General features: G+C 65.9%; 17 protein-coding genes. 7 read left to right on the forward strand and 10 right to left on the reverse strand.

All coding sequences use genetic code 11. From position 1 onward, the window contains the following. The first annotated feature begins 40 nt into the window (after window positions 1–40). Window positions 41–1,075 (forward strand): polysaccharide biosynthesis protein, encoded by a 1,035-nt coding sequence (locus OPC11_RS13260; protein ID WP_264782199.1) that lies wholly within the window; start codon window positions 41–43, stop codon window positions 1,073–1,075. A gap of 2 nt (window positions 1,076–1,077) precedes the next feature. On the opposite strand, the gene OPC11_RS13265 is transcribed toward OPC11_RS13260, so the two are convergent. Next, entirely contained in the window at window positions 1,078–2,775 is a 1,698-nt protein-coding gene (locus OPC11_RS13265; protein WP_264782200.1) for a glycosyltransferase family 39 protein, read from the reverse strand. 185 nt (window positions 2,776–2,960) lie between these two features. Between OPC11_RS13265 and OPC11_RS13270 the strand changes: the two genes are divergently transcribed. Together OPC11_RS13270 and OPC11_RS13275 are read left to right on the forward strand one after the other, a co-directional pair. Next, a complete protein-coding gene (locus OPC11_RS13270; protein ID WP_007980907.1) occupies window positions 2,961–4,061 on the forward strand; it encodes a glycosyltransferase in 1,101 nt (366 codons plus the stop codon). Between the two features lie 102 nt (window positions 4,062–4,163). Next, the gene (locus tag OPC11_RS13275; protein WP_264782201.1) at window positions 4,164–5,603 is read left to right on the forward strand and encodes an aryl-sulfate sulfotransferase; all 1,440 of its coding nucleotides are present in this window, start codon (window positions 4,164–4,166) and stop codon (window positions 5,601–5,603) included. A 55-nt stretch (window positions 5,604–5,658) separates the two neighbouring features. Here the strand turns inward: OPC11_RS13275 and OPC11_RS13280 are convergent, their stop codons facing one another. The 4 genes from OPC11_RS13280 to OPC11_RS13295 all read right to left on the reverse strand — a co-directional run bounded on the left by OPC11_RS13280 (window position 5,659) and on the right by OPC11_RS13295 (window position 9,712). Continuing rightward, a complete protein-coding gene (locus OPC11_RS13280; protein WP_007980911.1) occupies window positions 5,659–5,934 on the reverse strand; it encodes a hypothetical protein in 276 nt (91 codons plus the stop codon). A 78-nt stretch (window positions 5,935–6,012) separates the two neighbouring features. Next, a complete protein-coding gene (locus tag OPC11_RS13285) occupies window positions 6,013–7,212 on the reverse strand; it encodes an NAD-dependent epimerase/dehydratase family protein (protein WP_264782202.1) in 1,200 nt (399 codons plus the stop codon). Continuing rightward, window positions 7,209–7,340, reverse strand: a complete 132-nt coding sequence (locus OPC11_RS13290; protein ID WP_007980915.1) for a hypothetical protein — start codon at window positions 7,338–7,340, stop codon at window positions 7,209–7,211. The genes OPC11_RS13285 and OPC11_RS13290 overlap by 4 nt, the downstream gene beginning before the upstream one ends. 218 nt (window positions 7,341–7,558) lie before the next feature. Beyond that, window positions 7,559–9,712, reverse strand: coding sequence for a hypothetical protein (locus OPC11_RS13295; protein WP_264782203.1), 2,154 nt, complete (start codon window positions 9,710–9,712; stop codon window positions 7,559–7,561). Between the two features lie 294 nt (window positions 9,713–10,006). Here OPC11_RS13295 and OPC11_RS13300 point away from each other — a divergent pair, with 294 nt between their 5' ends. From OPC11_RS13300 to OPC11_RS13310, 3 genes are read left to right on the forward strand one after another with little or no spacing between them, the layout of a single operon-like run. Beyond that, entirely contained in the window at window positions 10,007–11,455 is a 1,449-nt protein-coding gene (locus tag OPC11_RS13300) for a DUF58 domain-containing protein (protein WP_264782204.1), read from the forward strand. A gap of 2 nt (window positions 11,456–11,457) precedes the next feature. Next, window positions 11,458–11,904, forward strand: a complete 447-nt coding sequence (locus OPC11_RS13305) for a hypothetical protein (protein ID WP_264782205.1) — start codon at window positions 11,458–11,460, stop codon at window positions 11,902–11,904. Beyond that, the gene (locus tag OPC11_RS13310; protein WP_007980925.1) at window positions 11,901–12,761 is read left to right on the forward strand and encodes a hypothetical protein; all 861 of its coding nucleotides are present in this window, start codon (window positions 11,901–11,903) and stop codon (window positions 12,759–12,761) included. Before OPC11_RS13305 ends, OPC11_RS13310 begins: the two co-directional genes overlap by 4 nt. Here the strand turns inward: OPC11_RS13310 and OPC11_RS13315 are convergent, their stop codons facing one another. Genes OPC11_RS13315 through OPC11_RS13325 form a run of 3 tightly spaced genes read right to left on the reverse strand, consistent with a single transcriptional unit; the run spans window position 12,762 to window position 15,056 of the window. After that, window positions 12,762–13,796 (reverse strand): MoxR family ATPase, encoded by a 1,035-nt coding sequence (locus tag OPC11_RS13315; protein WP_007980926.1) that lies wholly within the window; start codon window positions 13,794–13,796, stop codon window positions 12,762–12,764. Further along, window positions 13,789–14,925: a DUF4350 domain-containing protein gene (locus OPC11_RS13320; protein ID WP_264782206.1), complete on the reverse strand. Its 1,137-nt coding sequence runs from the start codon at window positions 14,923–14,925 to the stop codon at window positions 13,789–13,791. Before OPC11_RS13320 ends, OPC11_RS13315 begins: the two co-directional genes overlap by 8 nt. Further along, window positions 14,922–15,056 carry a hypothetical protein gene (locus OPC11_RS13325; RefSeq protein ID WP_264782207.1) on the reverse strand — a complete coding sequence of 45 codons (135 nt, stop codon included), beginning with the start codon at window positions 15,054–15,056 and terminating at the stop codon, window positions 14,922–14,924. Before OPC11_RS13325 ends, OPC11_RS13320 begins: the two co-directional genes overlap by 4 nt. A 639-nt stretch (window positions 15,057–15,695) precedes the next feature. On the opposite strand from OPC11_RS13325, the gene glmS reads away from it, so the two are divergent. Further along, window positions 15,696–17,495, forward strand: a complete 1,800-nt coding sequence (glmS, locus tag OPC11_RS13330) for a glutamine--fructose-6-phosphate transaminase (isomerizing) (protein ID WP_264782208.1) — start codon at window positions 15,696–15,698, stop codon at window positions 17,493–17,495. Here glmS and OPC11_RS13335 read toward each other — a convergent pair. Together OPC11_RS13335 and OPC11_RS13340 are read right to left on the reverse strand one after the other, a co-directional pair. Next, the gene (locus OPC11_RS13335) at window positions 17,482–19,197 is read right to left on the reverse strand and encodes a sodium/phosphate symporter (RefSeq protein ID WP_264782209.1); all 1,716 of its coding nucleotides are present in this window, start codon (window positions 19,195–19,197) and stop codon (window positions 17,482–17,484) included. The genes glmS and OPC11_RS13335 overlap by 14 nt on opposite strands. Next, the gene (locus tag OPC11_RS13340; RefSeq protein WP_264782210.1) at window positions 19,190–22,186 is read right to left on the reverse strand and encodes an FtsX-like permease family protein; all 2,997 of its coding nucleotides are present in this window, start codon (window positions 22,184–22,186) and stop codon (window positions 19,190–19,192) included. Before OPC11_RS13340 ends, OPC11_RS13335 begins: the two co-directional genes overlap by 8 nt.

Raw genomic sequence — 22,186 nt, forward strand, 5'->3', positions numbered from 1 at the left:
GATAAGTAATGGTGAGTGGTCTGACAATCGGGGGACAAAGATGACAGATTTGAGTAGCAAACGGGTACTCATCACGGGGGGATGCGGTTCGATAGGATCGTCGCTCGTTCGGCGAGTGTTACAGGACGGCCCGGAGTTGGTTCGCGTGATCGACAACGACGAGGGACGTCTGCACGAGATGAAAACGAAACTGGGTGCACAGTACCCGCGTCGGTTGGAGACGTCGTACAAGGACGTCCGCGAGTTTCACGAGATGAGACAGGCGATGGAGGGAATCGACGTCGTATTCCACGCGGCGGCGTTGAAACATGTCGGTATCGTCGAACGCGACCCGTTTCAGGCCGTCAGAACGAACGTCAGGGGGACCGAAAACGTGCTTCGCGCCGCGACGGAGACGGACGTCGAAGCCGTCATCGCCGTCAGCACGGACAAGGCGTCCAACCCCGTTTCGGCGATGGGCGCGACGAAGTTGCTCTCCGAGCGACTGACCGTCGCCGCGAACGAGAGCGCGGACGGACGGAACGTTCGATTCGGTTGCGTCCGGTTCGGTAACGTGCTCGGGACGCGCGGGTCCGTGGTTCCGGTGTTCGTAGAGCAGATTCGACGAGGGGGACCCATCACCGTGACCGACCCGGAGATGACGCGGTTCGTCATGCGGCCACGGGACGCCGCGGAGTTCGTCGTGGAGGCGTTCGGGACGACCACCGGCGGCGAAGTCGTCGTCCGCAAGATGCCCGCGTTCAAGGTCGGAACTCTAGCCGACGCGCTTCGAGAGCAATACGCGTCGGAGTTCGGCTATCAGCCCACGGAAATCCCGACGAGGGTCGTCGGGTCCGGGCCGACCGAGCGCTACCACGAAAAGCTCGTGTCCGAGGACGAGGTGAAACACGCCGTCGAGGAGCGCGACCGGTTCGTCCTCTATCCGAACGACGAGTCGATGCCGTCCGAGGCCGACGGAAACGCACTCTCCGGCGAGTACACGTCGGCCGACGCGCGACGGCTTTCGAAAGCCGAGTTGCTGAGGATGCTCGACGACGTGAAGGGGAAACTATCGACCGTGGAGACGGTCCCGTAGCGTCACCGCTCATAGACGACGACGCCGCCGTTCGAATACACGCGTTCGTGACGTCGGTCGAAACCCTGCTCGGGGTCGTAAGTCAACTCCCATCGACCTTGCATCGCTCCGTACGTGCGATACACGCGAACCTGCGTCCGGTAAGCGATGTATCTACTATTTTCGTTCAGCGTCGTGTGGTTCAACAGCTCCTCGTCCATGTACACGTAGGTATCCGAACTTGGGTCGTCGAGTCGAGCAGGTCTCGGGTTGTGGAGTCGAACCGTGGATTTCGCGTAGAAGAAGTCCGTGGCGATGTCTCCCGGAACTTGGGTGCTGAACCGTTTCGCCGCGGTTTCCTCAGCGGTGAGATACTGGCGTTCGCCCTGCGGGTGGTCGGGAACGACGAGCGGGGTTATCAACTGCGACGTCAATAGCAGGAAGAAGACCGCGAGGACGGCGATGCTCCGTCGCCGCCCCGGAACGTGTCGGCGAAGGACCGCAACGGCCACGACGACGAACAACAGCAGTTCCATGTAAAAGTACATCCGGGACGGGTTTACCGCGGAAACGCTCACGGCACCGACTCCGGTGAGTGCGATACAGACGGCGATACCGGCCAAAATGGCCCGAGTTTCGTGGGAGTCCGTCCGTCGCGCGAGAACGAGCCACGCGATTCCGGCGAGCGGGACGAGTGTCAACCCGTATCCGCGTCGGAGGACGAAGTTCACCGGTTCGCTGGCGACGGGCGTGGCGGCCTGAGGGACGACGTGAACGGTTTCGACCGACGTGACGTGAAGTGCCAGCAGGAATCGGCCGATAACGCCGACGATGTAATCCGTGATGATGGTCAACTGGACGACGACGAGCACGCCCGACAGAACGGTGAGCATCAGCAGGGTCGATGGCGTCGTCGCCCGTTTGAGCGGGTCGTCCATCCACTCCCTCGACTGGAGCAGGATGAAGGCGGAACTCCCGACGACCGTACCGAACACGAGGAGCGCCGTTAGCTTGTGCGTGTACACCATCGCAACCGTAAAGAGGAACGTCAGAACGAGGTCAACAGTTCGCTTGTATCGGAGGTATCTCCCGAAGACGACGAGGAACGGAATCCAGAGGCCGACCGCGAGCGTCTGTGCGATGGGATTGGTGGCGTAGATGACGGACGCGGCACCGACGGTGACCAAGAGCGTAGCGTAGATTCCGACGCGCTCGGACGACAACCGACGCGTGACGACGTACGCGAGGAGGGGAAAGAGGGCGCCGAAGACGAAGGCGTACACGTCCAACATCCGCAACGCGTCCACACCCATCACGTCTCCCGTGAGGGCACCCGAGACGAGAAAAAAGGGAGCTTTGCCGTAAAACGGGAAGTCGAGGTTGACCACGCGACCCGTCTCCATCAACGAAACGATACCGCCAGCATACTTGTCGGGGTCCATTCCGACGTAGCTACTCGGAAACAGCACGACGAGTGCCCGGTAGTAGACGCTGAGGCAGACGAGTGCCGCGAGCAGATACCGCGTCGGAAACGACCTGACGGAAACGACGTACGCGACGAAAAGCACGGCGACGGCCCCGACACCGACGGTAAGGAACGGGTACAGTCGGCCGTTCATGTGGACGGAAATCGCCGTCGCCAGCAAAATCCAACTGGCTGCGATAACGACCACCTTGAGCGCGTCCGCAGAACGAAACGTCACGACGGAGCGGGAATTCATTTCGGTCCGTTCAGGACACGACCGAGACGGTTACGAATCTATCGGCCTGTCTACCTATCTGTCCTATGTGTTTTTGCATTGATTAGAGAGCGGACCCGACATAGTTGGTTCGTCTTCGAGATGTAACTTTCGACGAATCTTTTTGCCGCTCCGTACCGCCGATTCACGGGCGCTACCGAATATCCATGAAGATTGGAATACTGAATCCGACGGTCTTGGTCAGACACCCGCAAATACTCGCGCCACGGTTAGCGGAGGCGGGACACGAAGTCGTGTTCTACCAGCCGGAAGAGGGGCGGGGGAATCCGCCGACTGGGGAGAACATCACGGTGAAACACTATCCGGCACGCTTCATCCCGAAAATCCGCTATACGCTTCCGACGCCGGGATTCTATCGGCTGTTGACGGACGACGTGCCGACGCTCGATAGACTCGTCATCGGCGGCTACCTCTATCCGGTGTGTTCGATAGCGGCGATACTGGGGCGGCGGTTTGACGTCGAGACGACCGTCATCGTGAACAACCTCGTGGGAGTCGAGTGGTTTTACGGGGACCAGTTCATCGATGCGGTATCGAAAGTCTACACGCACTCCGTCGGTCGTCTCACGTTCTTGGCCGCCCACAACGTGGTCGGACAGGGAGAGTACGTCCGCGACGGACTGAACCGATTCGCGCCCGAGGGGCGAACGTCGGTCATCTCGACCGGAATCGACCTCGACCACTACGCGCCGGGCGCGACGTCGCCCGCCGAATTCGAGCGAACGGATTCCATCGAACTGGTGTACGTCGGTCGCCTCGACCCGGTGAAGGGGGTACGGAACTTGCTGGAAGCGTTCGTCGAACTGCAGGAGCGAGGGACGCGGGACTACCACCTGACGCTCGTCGGCGACGGGACGAAGCGGGCCGACTACGAACGGTTCGTCGAACGACGGAGGGTACAGGATGCCGTCACGTTCGCCGGATATCAGGACGACGTTCGGCCGTTCCTGTTGGCGGCGGACGTGTTCGTGCTGGCGTCGGTGGCTGAGGGACCACCGGCGGCGATACGCGAGGCCCAAGCCTGTGAGACGCCCGTCGTCGCCACCGACGTCGGCGGCGTTTCGGATTTGGTTCACGGTGGCGTCGTCGTCCCGCCGAACGACCCGGAGGCGCTGGCGGACGGAATCGAAACGCTCGCCGAGGAGGACCTCGCCGCCCGCGGTCGGATGGCGCGGGAGTACATGGTCGAACACTTCGACGTCGATTCGATGATGGACGAGTACGCCGCGATTCTCGCTGGCGGGTGAGCGAACACCGATTCGGCTCCGTGCCGCGGAGGTCGTGCCTGTCCACCGAGCGACGGCGGTCATAAGAGTTAATAATTTAAATAAAGTATCTGGTCATTCAGCATGGACGGGGGGAAATCAGACACGAACGAGGAGAGTGCGGGGTATCGTAGCTACGTCCCATCGAAGCGCGTCATTCGAATCGCGTTCGTTCTCGTCTTACTGGTGTTGAGCGCGCCGATTGCAAGCGCGTATCTCCAGAGCGGGACCGAATGGTCGAGCGCGAGGATGGAAAACAGGACCGTCCCGCCCGCCAACGGGGTGACGGTCGTGACGTCGGACGCGTACGGTGGCGGTCGCATCGGTGCATACGGACCGAGCGGAAAGACGCTGTACTACAACGATTCACACGACTTCTACCACGACGTGGACCCGAGTGCGAAGGGGGAGAATACCGTCCTCTACGTGGCGTCCGACGACGTGAGCAAGAGCGAGTGTGATTCATCCGTGAAATGCCGACGGAGCGTCGTCGAACGGCTCAACCTGACGACGGGGAAGATAACCCGTATCTGGTCGGACGTGCGCCCGTCCCGCGGTTCGAGCGCGATTCACGACGTCGATTACCTCGGGAACGGGAAGCTCCTCGTGGCGGAGATCAATCCGCCGGACGGCGTGTACATCGTGGACACGAACACCGACAACATCGAGTGGTACTGGCGGGCGGAGCAGAACTTTTCCCACGCGAGCGGCGGGAACTTCCCGCGGGATTGGACGCACATCAACAACGTCCAGCAACTACACGACGGACGAATCGCGGTCAGCGTCCGCAATCAGGATCAGGTCATCTTCCTCAATCGGTCGACGGGGATGAAGTCCAACTGGACGCTCGGTGCCGACGACCGGCACGAGACGCTCTTCGAGCAGCACAACCCGGACTACATCAACGAGTCGAACGGCGGACCGGCGCTCCTGGTCGCCGACTCGGAGAACAACCGTGCCGTCGAGTACCAGCGGTCGAACGGTAGCTGGAACCGGACGTGGGCGTGGAGCGATTCGAAGATGCAGTGGCCCCGCGACGCGGACCGACTGCCGAACGGTCACACGCTCATCACCGACTCCAACGGGGACCGAGTGCTGGAGGTCAACAAGCAAAACGAAATCGTCTGGTCGATGTCGTTCCCCGGACCGTACGAGGCGGAGCGGCTCGGAACCGGCGACGAGAGCACGAACGGAACGAGCGCGAAGGCGCTCGGTCTCGAACCGCACACCGCCGGTTCGACCACGGACGGGACGTCGTACGTCGTCGCGGCGATGGCCGAGCAAGCGGTGCACACCGGGATAAATCTCCTGCCGCCGCGAATACTCCACGCGCTCCTCTTCGTGTTTCCCGTGTGGATAACGCCGGTGAGCGCGATTGCAGCCCTCGCGTTGGCGGGAGTGGTCGTGCTCTGGCTGTTGTTCGAACTGCACTGGGCCAGTTACACGCTCTCCTTTTCACTCCCGGTTCGGCTCTCGCGCGAGTCGTCTGACACCGACTCGAGCGACGGGAACGCGGAACGATAAGCGGACGTTCCCGCTTTCGGTCGGGTCGTAAAATTCGCTACGACAGGCGAACCCGCTACGACAGGCCGCCCGAAAACGCGCGCTGAACGTGCGTAAAGACGACGTAACCGAATCCCAACAGTCCGGCGAGCAGTATCCAGCGGAGTCGCAACTGCCATCGCGGTCGGACGTGCGCCGGTGACGTGAGTTCGAGCAGCATGAGCAGGCCGACGAACGAGACGAGGAAGAACGTCTCGACCGAGAGCACGCCCAGAATCGAGAGCGTGGCGGCCGCGACGAGCATCAGCCCGAGTTGGCCGTAGACGAACCGGCGTCGGTGGTCGAGAGTCATCGGTATCGGTACTCGACGGGGACACGTAGAAACCTATCGGCGGTCGTGACCGGCGCGAAAAATCGAAACAGCGGTGATCTAATCCGACTGTGCCGGGACCGACTCGGTTTCGTCCCGAATCACGTCGGGGACGAACCTGTCTTCGTGCGATTCTATCCGGTCCGTGTGGCGGGAAAGCGCCTGCAACACGTCCCGAATCCCGTCCTCGAACGACTGTCGCTGCTCGCCGATGAGCGACATGTAGCGGTCGTTCTCTATCTCCATCTTGTGGGTTTCGTTCTCCTCGCGCGGGTTCTCGAAGTGCTCGACCGACGTGTCGAAGTCGAACTCCGACGCCACCTCGGAGATGGTCTCGGCGATTTCGACGATACTGATGGCGCGGGTCACTTGGTTGTACACTACGAAGTCCTCGGGGCGGTCGTCCGCGTCGCCGAGCGCGAGGCGTGCGAGTCCCTCGACCGTATCTTCGAGGCTGGCGAAGGGTTTTCTCTGTTCGCCCTTGCCGTACACCGTCAGCGGGTAGTCCGCGGCCGCTTGCGCACAGAAACGGTGGACGACGGTACCGAAGTAGTAGTCGAAGTCGAAGCGCGTTTTCAATTGGTCGGAGTCCCGCGTCTCTTCGGTTTCGGTGCCGTAGATGATGGCGGTCCGAACGTCGCTGATGGGAATCCCGAACTGCTTGTGTGCGAGGCGCATGTTCGCGGCGTCGTGGGATTTCGTGAGGTGGTACCAGCTGCCCGCCATCGCGGGGAACGGCACCTCGTCGCGCTCGCCGCCGTTCTCCATCGTCGCGCCCCCTTCCGGAATCGGGAACTCGGGCGCGCCGTAGACGCCCGTCGTCGTCGTCTCGATGAAATGGGTGTCCGTGAGGCCGTTCTCTTCGAGCCCCCACAGGAGGTTGCGCGTCGATTGCAGGTTGTTGTGCTGGGTGTAGTTCGCGCGCTCGCCGTTGATCTGCGAGTACGGCGCCGACGGCTGTGCGGCCGTGTGAACGATGGTTCCCGGTTCGTGAACCCGAAGGAGTTCGTCCACGAACGACTTCTCCGTCAGGTCGCCCTCGACGAACGAGAGGTTCGAGACGCCGAGTCGGTCGCGCGCGGCGGCGACGCGTTCGTTCGGGTCGGCGACCGGAACGGCGCTCTGACCGCCGACCTCCTCGACCCATCGACGTCGCCCGCAGTCGTCGACGCTGACGACGCGCTGGTCGGTTCGGTCGGCGATTCGAAGCGCGGTCGGCCAGCCGATGTAGCCGTCGCCGCCGGTCACGAGAATCGTCATGGGTTTCCCTCCTCGCTCGATTCGTCCGCCTCGGTTCGGCGGTCGCTCAGGTGCTCCCAGATTTCGGTACAGCCCACGCCATCCTCGACGTCGTGAAGATGGTGAGTGTGTTCGCGTTCGCGTCTCATTTGAGTGTCAGGGAACCATCCGTTCCGCCTTCAAGATTGTGGGCGTAACGTCGGTGAAACGGCCGAAATAAGGCAGTACGGCGGGATTCTCCGTCGTTTCTCATCGAATCGGTCGGGAAACGAGAACATAATCCGACGGCCGTCGGAACGACCGTCAGCGTCGGGTCGGGCCCATCGAGCGAACCCCGATAGCGACTACCTACCCCCGGGAGCGTCGGTCACGGTTCCGTGTCCTCGCCCGGCCGTTCGTCCGTCCCCTGGTCCATTCGTTCGTCGGTTACGATGCCGTCGGCGGCGTCGAGCAGGACGGACACGGTGTCCGTCGAAATTCCGTCCGACGCGAACACGACCCGCTCGTAACACGTGGTTAGGTCGGCGAGCGTCTGGTATTCGCGGTCGGTAACCACCGACTCGGCCGCGTCCCGGAGTTCGCGCGGCGTCGCCCACGGAGTGAGGTCGTAGTTACGGAGGAGATACCGACGGAACGCCGCGTAACCGATTTTGACCGCTCGCTCGTGGTCGCCCGACGAGAGTCGCGTCCGGGCGGTGTCGAGCGCGTCCAGTTCGTTCGCCGCGTCGTCTTCCGTCTCTGATGAGTCCTGCTCGACATCGCCGTCCGTCGAGTCGTCTCGCGCGTCCTCGCCGCCGGACAGTCCCTCGTCCACCCCGTCCATATCGTCGCTCCGGCGCGACCGCACGAAGACCGTTCCGAGGAGGAAGACGAGGGTCAACAGCGCCGCACCGGCCCACGGCAACGAAATCCAACCGAGCAGGCTGACGGGTTTCGAGACGGGTTCCACGACGTCGCTCGCCTGTGCGTTTTCCAGATTCGACGGTGGCGGTTCGTACGCCGCGACCACGGTCGCCGACTGGTCCGGGCCGACCGACGACGGAAGCTCGAACGTCGCGTTGTAGCTCCCGTTCGGCCCCGTTTCCACCGACGTGACGCGATTGCCGTTCACCCGAATCACGACCGTGCCATCAGTCACCGCTGTATCGTTCACCGCGGTATCGTTCCGCACTCGGAGTCGGCCGTGCGCTTCGACGCGGCTACCGTTGCGAGCGGCGTCCATCGACAGCGAGGTGTTCGTCCGTTCCACGCGGAGCTTACGGGTCGCGTTCGCCCCCGACAGGGCCTTCTCCGAGAGCGGAACCGTCGCCCGGAGCGTTCGGTTCCCGGACCGAATCGACGACGGAAGTCGGGTTCGAACGGTGAACGTGCCGTTCGGACCCGTCGTCGTCGTCCCGATGCGCTGGTCGCCGATACTGACGACGACCGGGACGTCCCCCGCCGAGACGCCTTTCGCGCCGACGGTTCCCGAGACGACGACCGGCTTCCCGAATCGGGTTTCGTTCGGCGTCCGCGTCAGTCCGAGCGTCGAATCGACCTGCGTTACGTTCGCCGCCACGGTGTCGGTCGATTCGAGGTAGGCGGATTCGTTCAGCGGGTGATACCTGACGGTCAGTCGTTTCTTGTTCAGGGGAAGCGTCGTCGGTCGATACGAGGCGGTGAACCGGCCGTCACCATCCGTCCGCGTCTCGATGGTTCGGTTCCCCACGTCGAGCGTGACGTTGCGATTCGAGATACGACTCCCGTTCGCCGTCGTCAACACGCCGGTCAAGTTCATCGGGTCGAGGAAGGAGACGTGATTCGACTGCGCGGTGACGTTCAACTCCGTCCGCTTGAACACGGCCGACTCGACGCTCGATTGCGTGGTCGAGATGTTCCGTGAAATGGTCGTCACCTGCCGCGACGAGCGGTTCAGGTCGACCCCCGTCGTCCCGGAGACGTTCCGGTACGTCGATTTCAAGGACGCACCCGACTGATTCGTCCGTTCGGCCAGTTGGTCGAGCCGCCGCGCCTGCTGTCGTGCGCGTTTCGTGTTCCCGTTCCGACGCGCCTCCCGATACTGCTTGTACGTCCGGCGATACTCCTGCACCGAATCGATAAATTTCCGTTGGTTCTCCTTCCCCTGCCGGAACTGCTCCGTGTGGTTCGGGTTCCCCGGTGTCGATTGTTGAACCTCGACGTACTGACCGAGCTGGTTCGAGAACCGGTCGCCGACGATGCCGCGCGCCTTCTCGTACTGCCCCCGTTTGACCCGCACCATGCTGTTGCCAAGCCGTTGGGCGAGTCGTTCCCGGAGCCACCGTTCGACCGCCGCCGAATCGCCCCGCTGTTGCACTCGGTCGGGGTCCCGGTGGCGCGGAACGGTCGCCGTCGTCCGACCGCCGATGGACCCGTTCGTCCCGTTTTCGGCGACGCGTCGCTCGGGCGACGTCGTGACCGTCGATTGTCCACCGCCGACGGCCGACGCGACGACGAGGGTGGCGACTACCGCCACTGCCAGCACGTATCTCGAACGGTTCATGGAACTCGGGTCCCGGCGGACCGCCACCCGGGTCGTCGGGCGACGACCCGACGGCTGTCCGGCGTTACGGCCGCCGCGCTGACGCCGACGTAAGCCGGAGCGGGGCTTAAAACCGGGCGACCGTTAGCGACGGTATGAGGGGGCTATCCGCACGGGAACGTCAGCGCTGACTCGACGGCGGGCGGCGATTTTCGGTGCACCGATGGCGACGTCACCTCGGACGACGGAAACGACCGCTTACCGCCAGAACGATGTGGACGTGTTAACTGCCAACGTCGGCTCACCCTCAGGACGATGCACGCGACTCGTCGCCACTGGATGGTCGTCTCGTTCGGGCTCTCTTTTTCGGTGTTGGCGGTGCTGCTCGACCGTCCGGCGCTCGTCTTCGGCACGGTGGGCGTCGCGTGTTGGTCGCTCGTTCGCTCCGTCTCCTTCGCGTCGGAACTCCGACGGCAGGTCGAGGAAACGACCGTCATCCAGACGCCCGCCCGCGACAGCGTTCGGACGAACACGCCGCTATCGGTGAGCGTGGACGTCGAGGGACTGCGTGACACGCGACTCGACCTCAGCGTCGAATCTCGTCCGCCGCTCTCGAGTCGCGGGGCGAGCGCGGCGGCCCGGACCGCGACACTCGGTGCGGACGAGGCGACCGCTGCGACGACCTATTCGGTGACGATTCCGACCGCCGGAACCGCCTCGTTTCGACCCCCGGTGCTCGAAAGCACCGACGAGTTGGGACTGTTCACCGGCCGGTGGGTCGGGGGCGACGAACCGACGGTGACCGTCACGCAACGGACGCCGCGGAACGTTCACGTGGGACGCGGCGGCCAAATGGCACAGACGAGGTACGGGAATCAGCAGGCGGAACGAAACACGAGCGGACAGGCGACCGCCGAAATACGCGAGTACACGACCGGCGATAGCCTCCGCCACGTCGATTGGAACGCGACGGCTCGGTTCAACTACCCGCACGTCCGCGAGTACGAGAACGAAGCCGACCGCAAGGTGGTGATATTCATCGACCGGCGGCCGTCGGTCGGGAACGGTCGTCCGGGCGAAACTCAGTTCGCGTACCTTCGGGAGGTCGCGCTCGCGCTCGTCGAAGAGGCCAACGAACGGTCGGATTCGGTCGCCCTGTACGCGGTCGGCCGCGACGGGATAACCGCGCGCTATCCGTTCCGTTCGACGCCGACGCACTACGCGGCCATCCGCGAGACGCTCTACTCGCTCGACCCTGAAGGTTCCCAGGGCGGTGTCGGCGGAGAGAGGGGTGAAGAGCGAGCGGCCACCGAACGAATGTCCGGGTCGGTCGCGTCCAGACGGCGGAGAACCCTCCGCGGGGACGACTCGGCGTTCGCGGCGCGACTCCGACCCTTCCTTACGAACGCGACCGGGGCGGGGGCGAACGCCACGCCCCTGCGTTCGACGGTCGAACGGGGACTCACGCGACACGCCGAGAACGTCTCTGCCGTCGTTCTCACGTCCGACGCCCACCGGCACGAGGTGCGGGACTGCGTTCGGCACGCGAGTCAGCAAGCGACCTGGGCGAACGCGTTTCTCGCGCCGCGCGTGTTGTTCGACCCGACCGACCTGACGGACCTCGACGAGACGTACGGACGGTACGTTTCGTTCGAGCGGTTTCGACGGAAACTCGGCGGGTATCCGCGGGTGTCGGCCTTCGAGGTCGGACCGGGGGACAGGCTCGAAACCGTCCTCTCCTCCGCACGGGAGGCGCGCGTCTAACCATGCTCGAACCGAACGTTCGAACGCGATTCGGCGGAGTCGCCGTCGTCGCGGCGGCGAGCGCGCTGGCGTTCGCCCACCGGGGGGAGGGGGTGGTCGCGGGGGTCGCACTGGTCGCGCTCTGGGCGTTCACCCCGGCGGTGTACGCGTTCGTCGGCGGACAACTCGCCGTCGTCGCGCTGTATCAACCCCACGCTCTCGACTGGACGGTCCCGGTCGTCGAACTCGGGGTGACGCTCGCGCTGTTGTCGCCGTCGGTTCGGACGTCGAGCGCGCGGAGGAAGTCGGGAATCGCCGCCATCGTCGCCTGCTGTGTCGGCCTGGCGTGGATCGGCCTCCTCGAACTCGGCACGCTAACCGTCACGGCGGTCGTCGTTGTCGCGGCCGGTACCGCGTCGATGCTGATCACCCGGTACGGCCGTGCGGTCACGCGGGGTGACGTTCGATGAGCAACGAGCCACCCAGACCGGACGCGGAGCGCGATTCGCCCGGCGAGGACGAGCGGTTTCGACTGAAGGCGGAAGTAGAGATACTCCGCGAGGAGAACGCGGCGCTCCGGGAGGAGTACGCCCGCGTTCGACGGATCAGGAACCGAAACGCGGCGGTCGGCCTCGCGGTCGTGGGACTGGTCGCGGTCGGCGGAGCGGTGCTCCTGCCGTCCGTGCGGACGATTCTGCTCGTGCTCGGTGCGACCGGGTTGTTCACCGCGACGCTGGTCTACTCCCTCGAACCGACGCGGGTGCTCCCCGCGAGCGTCAGCGAAGCGGTCTACGGGACGCTGGCGGCCAACGAATCGTCGCTCGTCGCCGAACTGGGGTTGGACGGCTCGCCGACGTACGTTCCCACCGACGCCTCGGGAACGCCGTCGGTCGTGTTGTTCGTCACGCGGGCGACGGACGACGACCGGCCGTCGCTCCCGGATTCGGACGCCCTGTTCGTGATTTCGGACGGAGCGAACGAACACGGTGTCGCGCTCCACCCGAGCGGCGCATCCCTCCTCGACTCCGTTCGACGGTCGATACCCGACGAGGTGGGACGGACGCCGGAAGACCTCGGTAACGGTCTGGCGGAAGCCGTGGAAACCCTCGGCATCGTCGATGCGGCCTCCGCCGCGGTCGAAGACGAAAATCGTCTCACAGTGTCCGTGTCCGGGCAGTCGTACGGCTCGCTCGACCGATTCGACCACCCGGTCGTCTCGGTGTTCGCGGTAGGACTGGCCGCCACGCTCGACGAACCGGTCCGCGTCGAACACGTCGAATCCACCGACGAGACCGACTCACTCGTCGAACTTCGCTGGGGCGAGTGATCAGGCGTCGTCCTGGTGGTCGTCGTCCGTCTGCTGGTGGTCGTCACCCTGCTGGTGCCCACCGTCAGGGGTCGGGACGAGTTCGTCCATCGTGCTTCCCGGCGGGTCGATAGACTCCTCGACGGAATCGAGTACGTCCGCCACCGTCGTCTCGCGTAACTCCGCGTCCGCGTCGAGCACCAATCGGTGGATGAGCACGGAACGAAGGTGAAACTTCACGTCGTCGGGTACCACGTAGGAACGGCCGTGAATCGCCGCTCGCGCCTTCGCGGTCTGGAGGAACGCTATCGATGCGCGCGGGGAGCCGCCGTACTCGACCGCCTCGTGCGTTCGAACCGCCTCGACGAGCCGCCGGATGTACGTTTTTATCTCCGGGGCGACGTGGACCTCGGTGACCTCGCGTCGCGCGTCGTCGATGGCGTCGGCCGTCACGACCTGCGCTACGTCGTCCGGCCCGAGGTTCGGGTTCACATCGATGCGGTCGAGCAGTTCCTGCTCTTCGTCGGCGGACGGGAGGTCAACAACGACTTTCTGCTGGAACCGGTCGCGCTGGGCCTCCGGGAGTTGGTATGTTCCCTCCATGTCGATGGGGTTCTGCGTGGCGATGACCATGAACGGGTCGGGAAGCGAGAGCGTCTCGCCGTTGATGGTCACGTGTTCTTCTTCCATCGCTTCGAGGAACGCGCTCTGGGTTTTCGGCGTGGCGCGGTTGATCTCGTCGGCGACGACGAGGTTAGCGAAGATGGACCCCTTTTGGAGCGTGAACTCGCCGGTCCCCTCCCGGTAGACGTGGGTGCCGGTGATGTCGGCGGGCAGCAGGTCGGGCGTCATCTGAATCCGGCTGTGCGAGAGGCCGGTCGCCCCCGCGAAGAGATTTGCGACCATGGTCTTTGCGATGCCGGGGACGCCTTCGAGCAGGACGTGGCCGCCGGTCAGCAGGGAAACCGTGAGGTGTTCGACGAGGTTTTCCTTCCCGATGAGCACGTGGCTGACCTCCGTCAGAATCGAGTCGTACAGCGCCTCGGCGTCAGTCATCGTCCTCACCTCCCGTTCGCGCGGCGCGACTGGCGGCGACGACCCGCTCGATGCGGTCCCGCGACCACGACGGATACCGGCGTTCGATGGCGGCGGCCAACTCGTCGGCATCGACGGACGGGACGGCGGACGCGTCGGCGTTCGCCCCGAACCGGCGGCTCCAGCCGACGCGCGCCGACAGCCGGGAAACAGCGTTCGAAATCGACTTCGGGTGGCGCACAGCGAGGGCGACGAGGGCGAGCGCGCTGACGAGGGCGAGCTGTGCCGCGAGCGACCGCCGAAGGACGACGAGCACGAGGGCGAACGGTGGCGGCGCTTCGCCGTGCGCGTAATCGAAGACGGCGCGGTCGTGTGCGGCGAGCAGGTCCCGAACGAAGCGTTCGTTGCCCGGACGGGAGAGCATCGAGTTGATGGCGATGCTCGGGTCGCCGACGACGACGACTCGCCCGTCGCCGACGGTCTCGACCGTCGCAACGGGATAGCTGTCGAGGTGTTCGGTCCCGTCGAGCGTCCCGTTGCCGTTCACGTCGCGGTAGCCGAAGTCGGACGTGGCGGCGAGCGTAGTCGCCCCGTTCGGTCGGATAGCGGTTCCGTAGTTGAGCGTCAGTCGGTCCGCCGTTGCGACGAGCGAATCGTTCGCGGCGGTCGTGTTTGCGGCGGTCGTGTTTGCGGCGGTCGTGTTTGCGGTGGTTGCGATTGGCATGGCTGGTGAGTGGTAGTTGTGTCGTTCGTCGCGGAGGGCGGCCCCGTCGATTCGGGCGTCCGCGCCGAGCGACGCGAGGAGGTCGTTGCTTCGGTTCGCACGGTCGTCCATCACGACGACGGTGCCGCCGCGACGGACGAACCGGCGCAAGGCCATCCCCCGCGAATCCGACTGCGGGGCGACGACGAAGGCGACCGTCCCGTTCGCGCGAAGCGTACGATACCGCGACGGTTCGAGCACGACGTTCGGTCCGCCCCCGGCGCGGTCTATCCACCCGCGAAGGGTCGAAGTCCCGTCCCACGTGGGATTGTACGCGCCGAAATCGCGGGTCGAACTGACGCTTCCGACGGCTATCGTGACGAGAACGAGTATCGACAGGACGAGCAGCGCGGCGGTCGGGGCGCGGGATGAGCCGCGTCCGTTCACTGTCGCTCCTCGCACCCCGAGGACGCTACCCACGTCCCGGTCGCTCGCCATCGTCCGTCGGTCCCATCCGGTTCGAGAACGGCCCCCACGCGCGTTTCGCACGGTACCGCCTGTAAACGCGCTCCGGTCATCACCGGTGATGCGACGATGTTCCTTACAAAGGTATCGGCTATCGTGACGAATCAATGGCGGAGTATATCGTTCGTATCCGAGACGGGACGGTCCAGCGGGAACAGGATGGTGCGATGAACGAAGAACAGTTCATTCAGTGTGGAGAAATGAAATGGTACTGTAAATTCACCATGCACAACCCGTTTTACGCGACGGTTTCCGCGGAACGGATTCGTTGCGCCGAGCGAACAACGGTTCGAACGGACGAACGCGCGTCACCGCGAACGATATGTGCGAGATAGTCCAGTCGTAACGGCGTTATCGCTCGCTGGACCGGGAGGTAACGTCGAAGTGGTCGCACACCCCCCGACTCGTGTTCTTACCGTCTCGGATGGGTCACGAACGGTCCCCAGATACCGTCGAAATATCGAGGTTAGACCGTCGGAATCATCTAAATAACAAACAAAGGTGGTCGCTTAGGAGCGCCGTGATAAATATGATATCGTCACCGCTCGACGAGCGACAGATCGCTGGTGGACGCCGCGTCCGCACGGCACAACCGCCAGAGCGCGAAAGGGCGTCGAAATCGGTCGAGGAAACCGAAGACAGTAGGGCGTCGAACGAACGAGCAACCGCCGCCCACTGGAGGTAACCGTTCTATGTGTGGCATCATCGGGTGTGCGGGGGACGACGGCGACATGGTTCCGACGTTGTTGAACGGACTGGCAAAGTTGGAGTATCGCGGATACGACTCGACGGGGTTGGCGGTCAGCGGGTCCGATATCCGAGTCGTCAAGCGCGAAGGGGACCTCGACGAACTCGTCGGGACGGTCGATTCGGAGTTCGACCGCGGCGGCGCGGCAGGTATCGGCCACACACGGTGGAGCACGCACGGAAAGCCGTCCGACGAGAACGCACACCCGCACACGGACTGTGCGGGCCGGGTCGCGGTCGTGCACAACGGTATCATCGAGAACTATCAACTCCTCCGCGACGAGTTACAATCGTTGGGTCACGAGTTCGAGAGCGAAACAGACACGGAAGTCGTCCCGCACCTCATCGGTCACTACTTGGACACCGGGTTGGCGCGGAAGGACGCGTTCCGTCGAGCGGTCGAAAAGCTGGACGGAAGCTACGCGCTCGCGGCGATATTCGACGACCACGACGAAGTGATGGCGACGAAAAAGGATTCGTCGCTCGTCCTCGGCGTCGGCGACGGGACGTACGTGGCGAGCGACGTGACCGCGCTCGTCGGGCACACCGATACCGTCGTCCACCTGCACGACGGGGAGTTCGCCTTCCTTACCGAAGACGGGTACACCATCGTCGATGAGAGCGGGACGCCGCAGTCGAAGACGGGGACGGAAATCGAGTGGGACGCGGAGTCGGTCACCAAGGGCAGCCACGACCACTACATGCGAAAGGAGATTCACGAACAGTCGAACGCGCTGCGCGAGTGCCTTCGTGACCGGTTTTCGACGGGGGATTCCGTCTCGCTCGACGCCATCGAGGACGGCTACCGCCCGGAGTCCGTCCACCTCGTCGCGTGCGGAACGAGCTATCACGCGGCGCTCTACGGAGCGAAGCTGTTGCGAAAGCGAGGACTCCAGGCGCAGGCGCATCTGGCGAGCGAGTACGCGCTGTCCCCGCCACCGGTACGGGACGGGGCGCTGGTCGTCGGCGTCACCCAGAGCGGCGAGACGGCGGACACGCTCAGTGCGCTCCGAACGGCCACAGCGGAGGGTGCGCGCACGCTCGCGCTGACGAACGTCGTGGACAGCACCGCGGCGCGCGAGTGCGACGACGCGCTCTACATCCGGTCGGGACCGGAAATTAGCGTCGCCGCCACGAAGACATTCGCCAGCCAACTCGTCACGCTCGTGCTGTTCGCGCTCCAGTCGTCCGGTGGGTCGAGTGACGAGGCGGAGCGGCTCGTCTCGGCGCTCACCGAACTGCCGGAGCACGTCCAACGCCTCCTCGAAACGACGGCGGCACCGACGACGGCCCGCCGATTCGCGGACAGTTCCGGCTACTTCTTCATCGGCCGGGGGGTGCAGTATCCCGTCGCGTTGGAGGGCGCGCTCAAGATGAAGGAGATAACCTACGAGCACGCGGAGGGGTTCGCCGCGGGCGAACTCAAACACGGGCCGCTCGCGCTCGTGACGGAGGACACGCCCGTCTTCGTCTCAGTGGTCGGCGACGACGAAACCGCCCGGAAGACGGTCGCCAACGCGAAGGAAGTGAAAGCGCGCGGCGCGCCGCTCGTGGCCGTCACCGACGGCGTGTCGTCCATCGACCGCTTCGCGGACGAGGTGCTGACGATTCCGCGAACGAATCGCACGCTCGCGCCGATACTCGTCAACGTGCAGTATCAACTGCTCGCGTACCACACGGCCGACCACCTCGGACGCGACATCGACAAACCGCGAAACCTCGCCAAGAGCGTCACCGTCGAGTGACGTTTCCGCGACCGCTTCCGGTGGCGGACAGCCCCGCCGCTGGACCGCGACCGGTATCGACAGAACAGGTGCCGCTCCCACGCGGGGTGGTAATGACGAGGGGGTCGCGGCCGTGCGCCGAGTAGACGACGTTTCGCCGGGCGACCCACCGGTCGTAGCGGCGCGTCGTGACCGCGGTCGGGGATGACGGAAACAGTTGCGCCCCGACCGTCGTCCACGAGCGCTGTGCGACGACCGGGCAGTTCGGCGGCGGCCCGTTCCCGTGGAGCCACCCGTACAGCGGCGTGTATCGCGCGTCGGCCCGGCCCGGATAGTAGTTCGTCGAGAGGATGACCACGTGTCCGTCGCCGACCCACCCGCCGTCGATTTCGTTCGAGGCGAACGTCGCGGTGGCGAACTCGGACGGCGTTACCGTCGGTTGAGCGGACGTGGCGTGCAGGCCCGCGAAGGCGACTGGAACGCTCGCGACCACACAGAGCGCGAGAAGCGGAACCGCGAGTCGGCGGACGGCGGTCCGAACCGCGGTTTTCGACGTTCGACGGACGCCGACATCGACGACCGCCAACGACGCGAGCGCGCACATGGAGAAGTGGGTGAATATCTGGCTTCGGACGGCGAGCGACTCGTACTCGTGCGTGAGGGAACCGGTCAGCGCGAACCCGATGAGGACGAGCGGGGCGGCGAGGAGGGAACCGACGACGACGGCGGGCCCTCCCGCGTCGGACGCCCGCGGCAATCCCCACGCGGCCAGCAGGCCGATACCCGCGACCGGAAGCAATAACGCGAGTTGGAGCGCGTCCGTTCCGGCCGTGCCGGGGAAGATGGGAAGAAAGTGATTGGCGACCAACAGCGTCACCACGCCGACGATGAGGCCCGCCGGAACGAGGCGCTGGACGGTCGTTCCCACGGACGGGAGCAGCGAGACGAACGCCACGAGGAAGACCAACCACGCGAGAAACAGGCCGGGAAGCGAGGAGACGTAGCTGGCCTCCGCCAGTCCCGTGAACTGATAGTAAGCCACCGTGAACGTCCAGAAACCGACGAGGACGACGATGCCGAAGGCGACCCGGCGCGTCGTCGGTCGTCGGAGCGAGCGGACGAACACGGCGAGCAACGCGAGCGCGGCGACCATCGCGCCGAGATTGTGCGTGAACGGCAGGAACGCGACGGACACGAGCGTCAGCGCCATCCACGCCGGGCGTTCGGTCCGGAGCGCCCGGTAGAACGCGATGACGGTCACGAGGACGAGCGCGTGGCCGAGCATCTCGCTGCTGACGGCGGCCGAACGACCGAGGTAGACGCCCTCGGCGGCCAACGCCAACCCGGCGAGGGCGGCCGCGAGTCGCGTGTGCGACGGCTTCCAGTCGCGCCGAGCACAGACGCGGCGGACGACGCTCACGACGACGAGCGCGGGAACCGTCCCGATGACCGCGACGAGGAACTGCGAGACGGCGAGCGGACCCGCGCCGGTCGCCTGACTCACCCCGGTCAGGTACGCGGCGAAGACGTACTCGTCGGGGTTGAGAAACCGACCCGCTGCGGCGAGGTGGCCCGCGGCACCGGCCTTTCGCGCCAGCGCGGCGAAGTGGTAGCCATCGACGTTGTACGGCAGGGACGTCCAGTGGAGCGGGAGCGTCCGCATCGCCACGCCGACGAGGAACACCGCGAGGCCGATGAGCAGGTAGCGACGTCGGTCAGTCATCCGCGTCACCCCCGGAACCGGGGTCGCGTGCGTGTCGGGGAACCGCCGACAGGAGCGCTCCCGGTTGCGCGGTCGTGAGCGCCGCGACGGCGAGGACGGCGCTGAGACACATGACGCCGACGCCGCCGACCACGGCACCGGCGATGACGCGCGGATTCAAGACCGGCGGAATGCGGATGCCGTAGAGCACGAGCAGGTCGCGGTTCGCCAACAGCGCGAGCACGGCGAGCGCGAGCGCGAGCGCCACGACGGTTGCGACCGCGCCGACCACGGCCGCGTCCACGAGGACGGTTCGGAGGAGACTGAGCGGCGACGCCCCCGTCGCTCGATGGACGCCGAACACGCGTCGGCGCGAGTGGACGGTGTAGGCGACGGTCGCCGTCGTGCTCCCGACGGTCATCAGCCCGGCCAAGCAGACGAAGACGGCGACGAGGAGGTTGAGGTTGCCGAACGCCGTCGAAATCGCGCGGCCGATGCCCGTCTCGCCGCTTGCCCCGCTGCTGGCGAGCGCGGTGGCGATTCGGTCGTCGCCCGTGACGCGGTAGGTCGCCGTTCCCAGTTCCCGTCCGTCGGCGGTCACCCGAACCGCGTGCGACCCGGGGGGTTGGCGACCGAGGCCGACGCTCACCGTCGTCCGCGCGCCCGGTTCGAGCGTGACCCGGCGGGTGGTCCGCTCGCCGTCGGCGACGAGCGTCACCGTCTTCGAGAGGGTGGCGTTCCACGGATTGGTCAGCGTGAGGAGGGCGGTGGGACGGGTGAGGAGGGACGGCTTCGACGGCCGAACCCGAACGCGAGCGGAGAGGGAATGCGGCGCGTCGCGCGAAACCGTCACCGTCTCGCGCGCCGTCCGTCCGCCGTGTGCGGCGCGAACGGTCGCGTTCCCCGTCGCGCCGAGTCGGACCCGTGCGGTGCCGTTCGAACCGGTCCGCACCGTCCGTCCGCCGACCGAAACGGTAGCGTCGGAAATCGGTGCGCCGCCGACGCCGAGAACTCTAACGAGGGGAGTGCTGCCGGGCGGCGCTCGCGCCGGGAGGCCGCGGAGTTCGATGGCGTCGCGCGGAACGACGCGAATCGAGCGGGTCTGCCCCCCGACCGAAATCCGATGGCGGCCGAGTCGCGTCGCGCGAACCCGGACCGCGACCTCCCGATGTTCGTGCGGCCCGAGCGTGACGGACGTAGCGCGCGTTCTGCCGTCGATTTCGACGGTCAGGGTTCGAGTCACGCGGGACGAGCCGAGGTTTTCGACCTGCACCCGAACCGGGACGGTGGCGTTTCGCGGGACCCGTTCGGGCGTCGAGACGCCGACGACGACGGCCGTGTTGCGGTCGGTGGCGACGGTCCCCGTCGTCCGAATCACCTGCACCATCCCGCGGTCCACGCGGGCGAGGTGGCGGGCCGTTTCGAGCGAGACGACCAGTTGGTCGTCGAAGGGACCCGGCGCGCGGTACTCGCCGACGATTTCGACGCGGGTCACGCCCGGAACCGTGCTGCCGCCGAGGGTGAGCGAGTCGTTCGCCGTCACGCCGAGGGTTCGGGCGAGGTCGGCGCCGATGACGGCTTCGCCGGGGTCGTCGGGCCGTCGCCCGCGGACGAGGGTCGCGTTCGAGACGCGCTCGAACGACCCGTAGTTCACCCCCCGAACCAGCATCGGTCGGCCGTCGTGGACGGCGAACGCGAGGATTTCGGGGCTGGCCGCGGTTCCGTGGTCGCGGAGCGCCGTCGCGTAGCTCTCGGGAACGCGGCTGTCTATCGGGTGCGACGCACCCGGTTGGGCGACCGTCGTCCCGCCGGTTCGGACCATCGGCGTGACGACGCCCGCGATGGACGCGACGACGACGACGACCAGACAGAACGCCGCGAGGGGCGCGACGCTCGGGACGAGGATTCGCCAGTCGAGCAATGAGAGGGACCGACCGCGGGAGAGCGAATCGGCGAGACGGGCGCTCCACCCCGCCCCGTCCCGCGGAGACAGCGACCGGACGGGTGGCCCTCGGGTACAGGCGCGTGCGGCGAGATACCCGGCGAACGCGCCGACGACGACGACGACGCCGTACAGCGGCAGGAGTATCGCCGCGGCGCGAGGAGAGACGCGAATCGAGAGCGATGTCGGCATGTGCAGGTACACGGCGGCGTTGACGGCCGTCCGCGTCACGACGACGCCGACGGCGTACCCGAGGGCGGTGCCGACCGCGGTCAGCGCCCCCGACCTGAGCGCGTACAGGCGGCGAATCCGGGTCGGGTGGTCCCCGGTGGCTCGGGCGACGAAAATCGTCCGCCGCCGGTCGTAGGTGTGCATCCGCGTGACGCCGTAGACGGTGACGCCGACGAGGACGCCCGCCCCCGCCGCCGTCAACCCGAGGACGGTGACGACCTGCCGCATCCCGGCGAGGAAGAACGCGAGCGCCGAGCGGAGCGGAACGCCGCCGGGGGGGACGGAGGCGGAGGACGCGGCCGACGCCGGTTCGACGACGAACGCGCCCGTCGTGCCGAGCCGCTCGACCACCGACTCGTTCGTCACGTACCACCGCGGCGGCAGGACCGACTCCGGCGCGTGTCGAGGGCGAACCGACAGCGACAGTCGAGCGTCCCGCCCGCGAACGACGCGCTTCGTTTCCGACGCGACGTCGCCCGTCGCTCCGCCGGACTCCGGCGGACAGGGAATCGTGACTGACGACCGGCGGTCGAACGACGTCGCTTGCGGGCAGGCGACGCCGACGACGCGGGTGGCGGTCCCGTCCGCCCCCTCGACCGTCGCCGTGGGGAGAACCACCGCTTGGCCGTCCGCCGCGGCGCGGGCGCTCGAAACGGTCGGGTAGAAAGTCGCGTGGCCCTCGGTCGTATACTCCTTCGCCATGGAGGTCGTCTGCGCACCTGCGGCGAGGACGACGAGGGTCGTGCCCGTGAGGAACGCGACGGCCACGACGACGACGAGGACGGCGAGCGCGTCGCGGCGCGACCATCGACGGAGCAGGTGTCGTCGGTAGCCCAC

Source organism: Haladaptatus sp. T7 (assembly GCF_026008575.1).
Lineage (GTDB): Archaea > Halobacteriota > Halobacteria > Halobacteriales > Haladaptataceae > Haladaptatus > Haladaptatus paucihalophilus.

What these genes read in the sequence shown, in the direction of transcription:
- OPC11_RS13315 (WP_007980926.1), bottom strand. Translation starts at nt 13,796, where the DNA reads ATGACTGACGCCGAGGCGCTGTACGACTCGATTCTGACGGAGGTCAGC.
- OPC11_RS13270 (WP_007980907.1), top strand. Translation starts at nt 2,961, where the DNA reads ATGAAGATTGGAATACTGAATCCGACGGTCTTGGTCAGACACCCGCAA.
- OPC11_RS13265 (WP_264782200.1), bottom strand. Translation starts at nt 2,775, where the DNA reads ATGAATTCCCGCTCCGTCGTGACGTTTCGTTCTGCGGACGCGCTCAAG.
- OPC11_RS13285 (WP_264782202.1), bottom strand. Translation starts at nt 7,212, where the DNA reads ATGACGATTCTCGTGACCGGCGGCGACGGCTACATCGGCTGGCCGACC.
- OPC11_RS13290 (WP_007980915.1), bottom strand. Translation starts at nt 7,340, where the DNA reads ATGAGACGCGAACGCGAACACACTCACCATCTTCACGACGTCGAGGAT.
- OPC11_RS13305 (WP_264782205.1), top strand. Translation starts at nt 11,458, where the DNA reads ATGCTCGAACCGAACGTTCGAACGCGATTCGGCGGAGTCGCCGTCGTC.
- glmS (WP_264782208.1), top strand. Translation starts at nt 15,696, where the DNA reads ATGTGTGGCATCATCGGGTGTGCGGGGGACGACGGCGACATGGTTCCG.
- OPC11_RS13280 (WP_007980911.1), bottom strand. Translation starts at nt 5,934, where the DNA reads ATGACTCTCGACCACCGACGCCGGTTCGTCTACGGCCAACTCGGGCTG.
- OPC11_RS13310 (WP_007980925.1), top strand. Translation starts at nt 11,901, where the DNA reads ATGAGCAACGAGCCACCCAGACCGGACGCGGAGCGCGATTCGCCCGGC.
- OPC11_RS13260 (WP_264782199.1), top strand. Translation starts at nt 41, where the DNA reads ATGACAGATTTGAGTAGCAAACGGGTACTCATCACGGGGGGATGCGGT.
- OPC11_RS13335 (WP_264782209.1), bottom strand. Translation starts at nt 19,197, where the DNA reads ATGACTGACCGACGTCGCTACCTGCTCATCGGCCTCGCGGTGTTCCTC.
- OPC11_RS13295 (WP_264782203.1), bottom strand. Translation starts at nt 9,712, where the DNA reads ATGAACCGTTCGAGATACGTGCTGGCAGTGGCGGTAGTCGCCACCCTC.
- OPC11_RS13275 (WP_264782201.1), top strand. Translation starts at nt 4,164, where the DNA reads ATGGACGGGGGGAAATCAGACACGAACGAGGAGAGTGCGGGGTATCGT.
- OPC11_RS13325 (WP_264782207.1), bottom strand. Translation starts at nt 15,056, where the DNA reads ATGACCGGAGCGCGTTTACAGGCGGTACCGTGCGAAACGCGCGTGGGG.
- OPC11_RS13300 (WP_264782204.1), top strand. Translation starts at nt 10,007, where the DNA reads ATGCACGCGACTCGTCGCCACTGGATGGTCGTCTCGTTCGGGCTCTCT.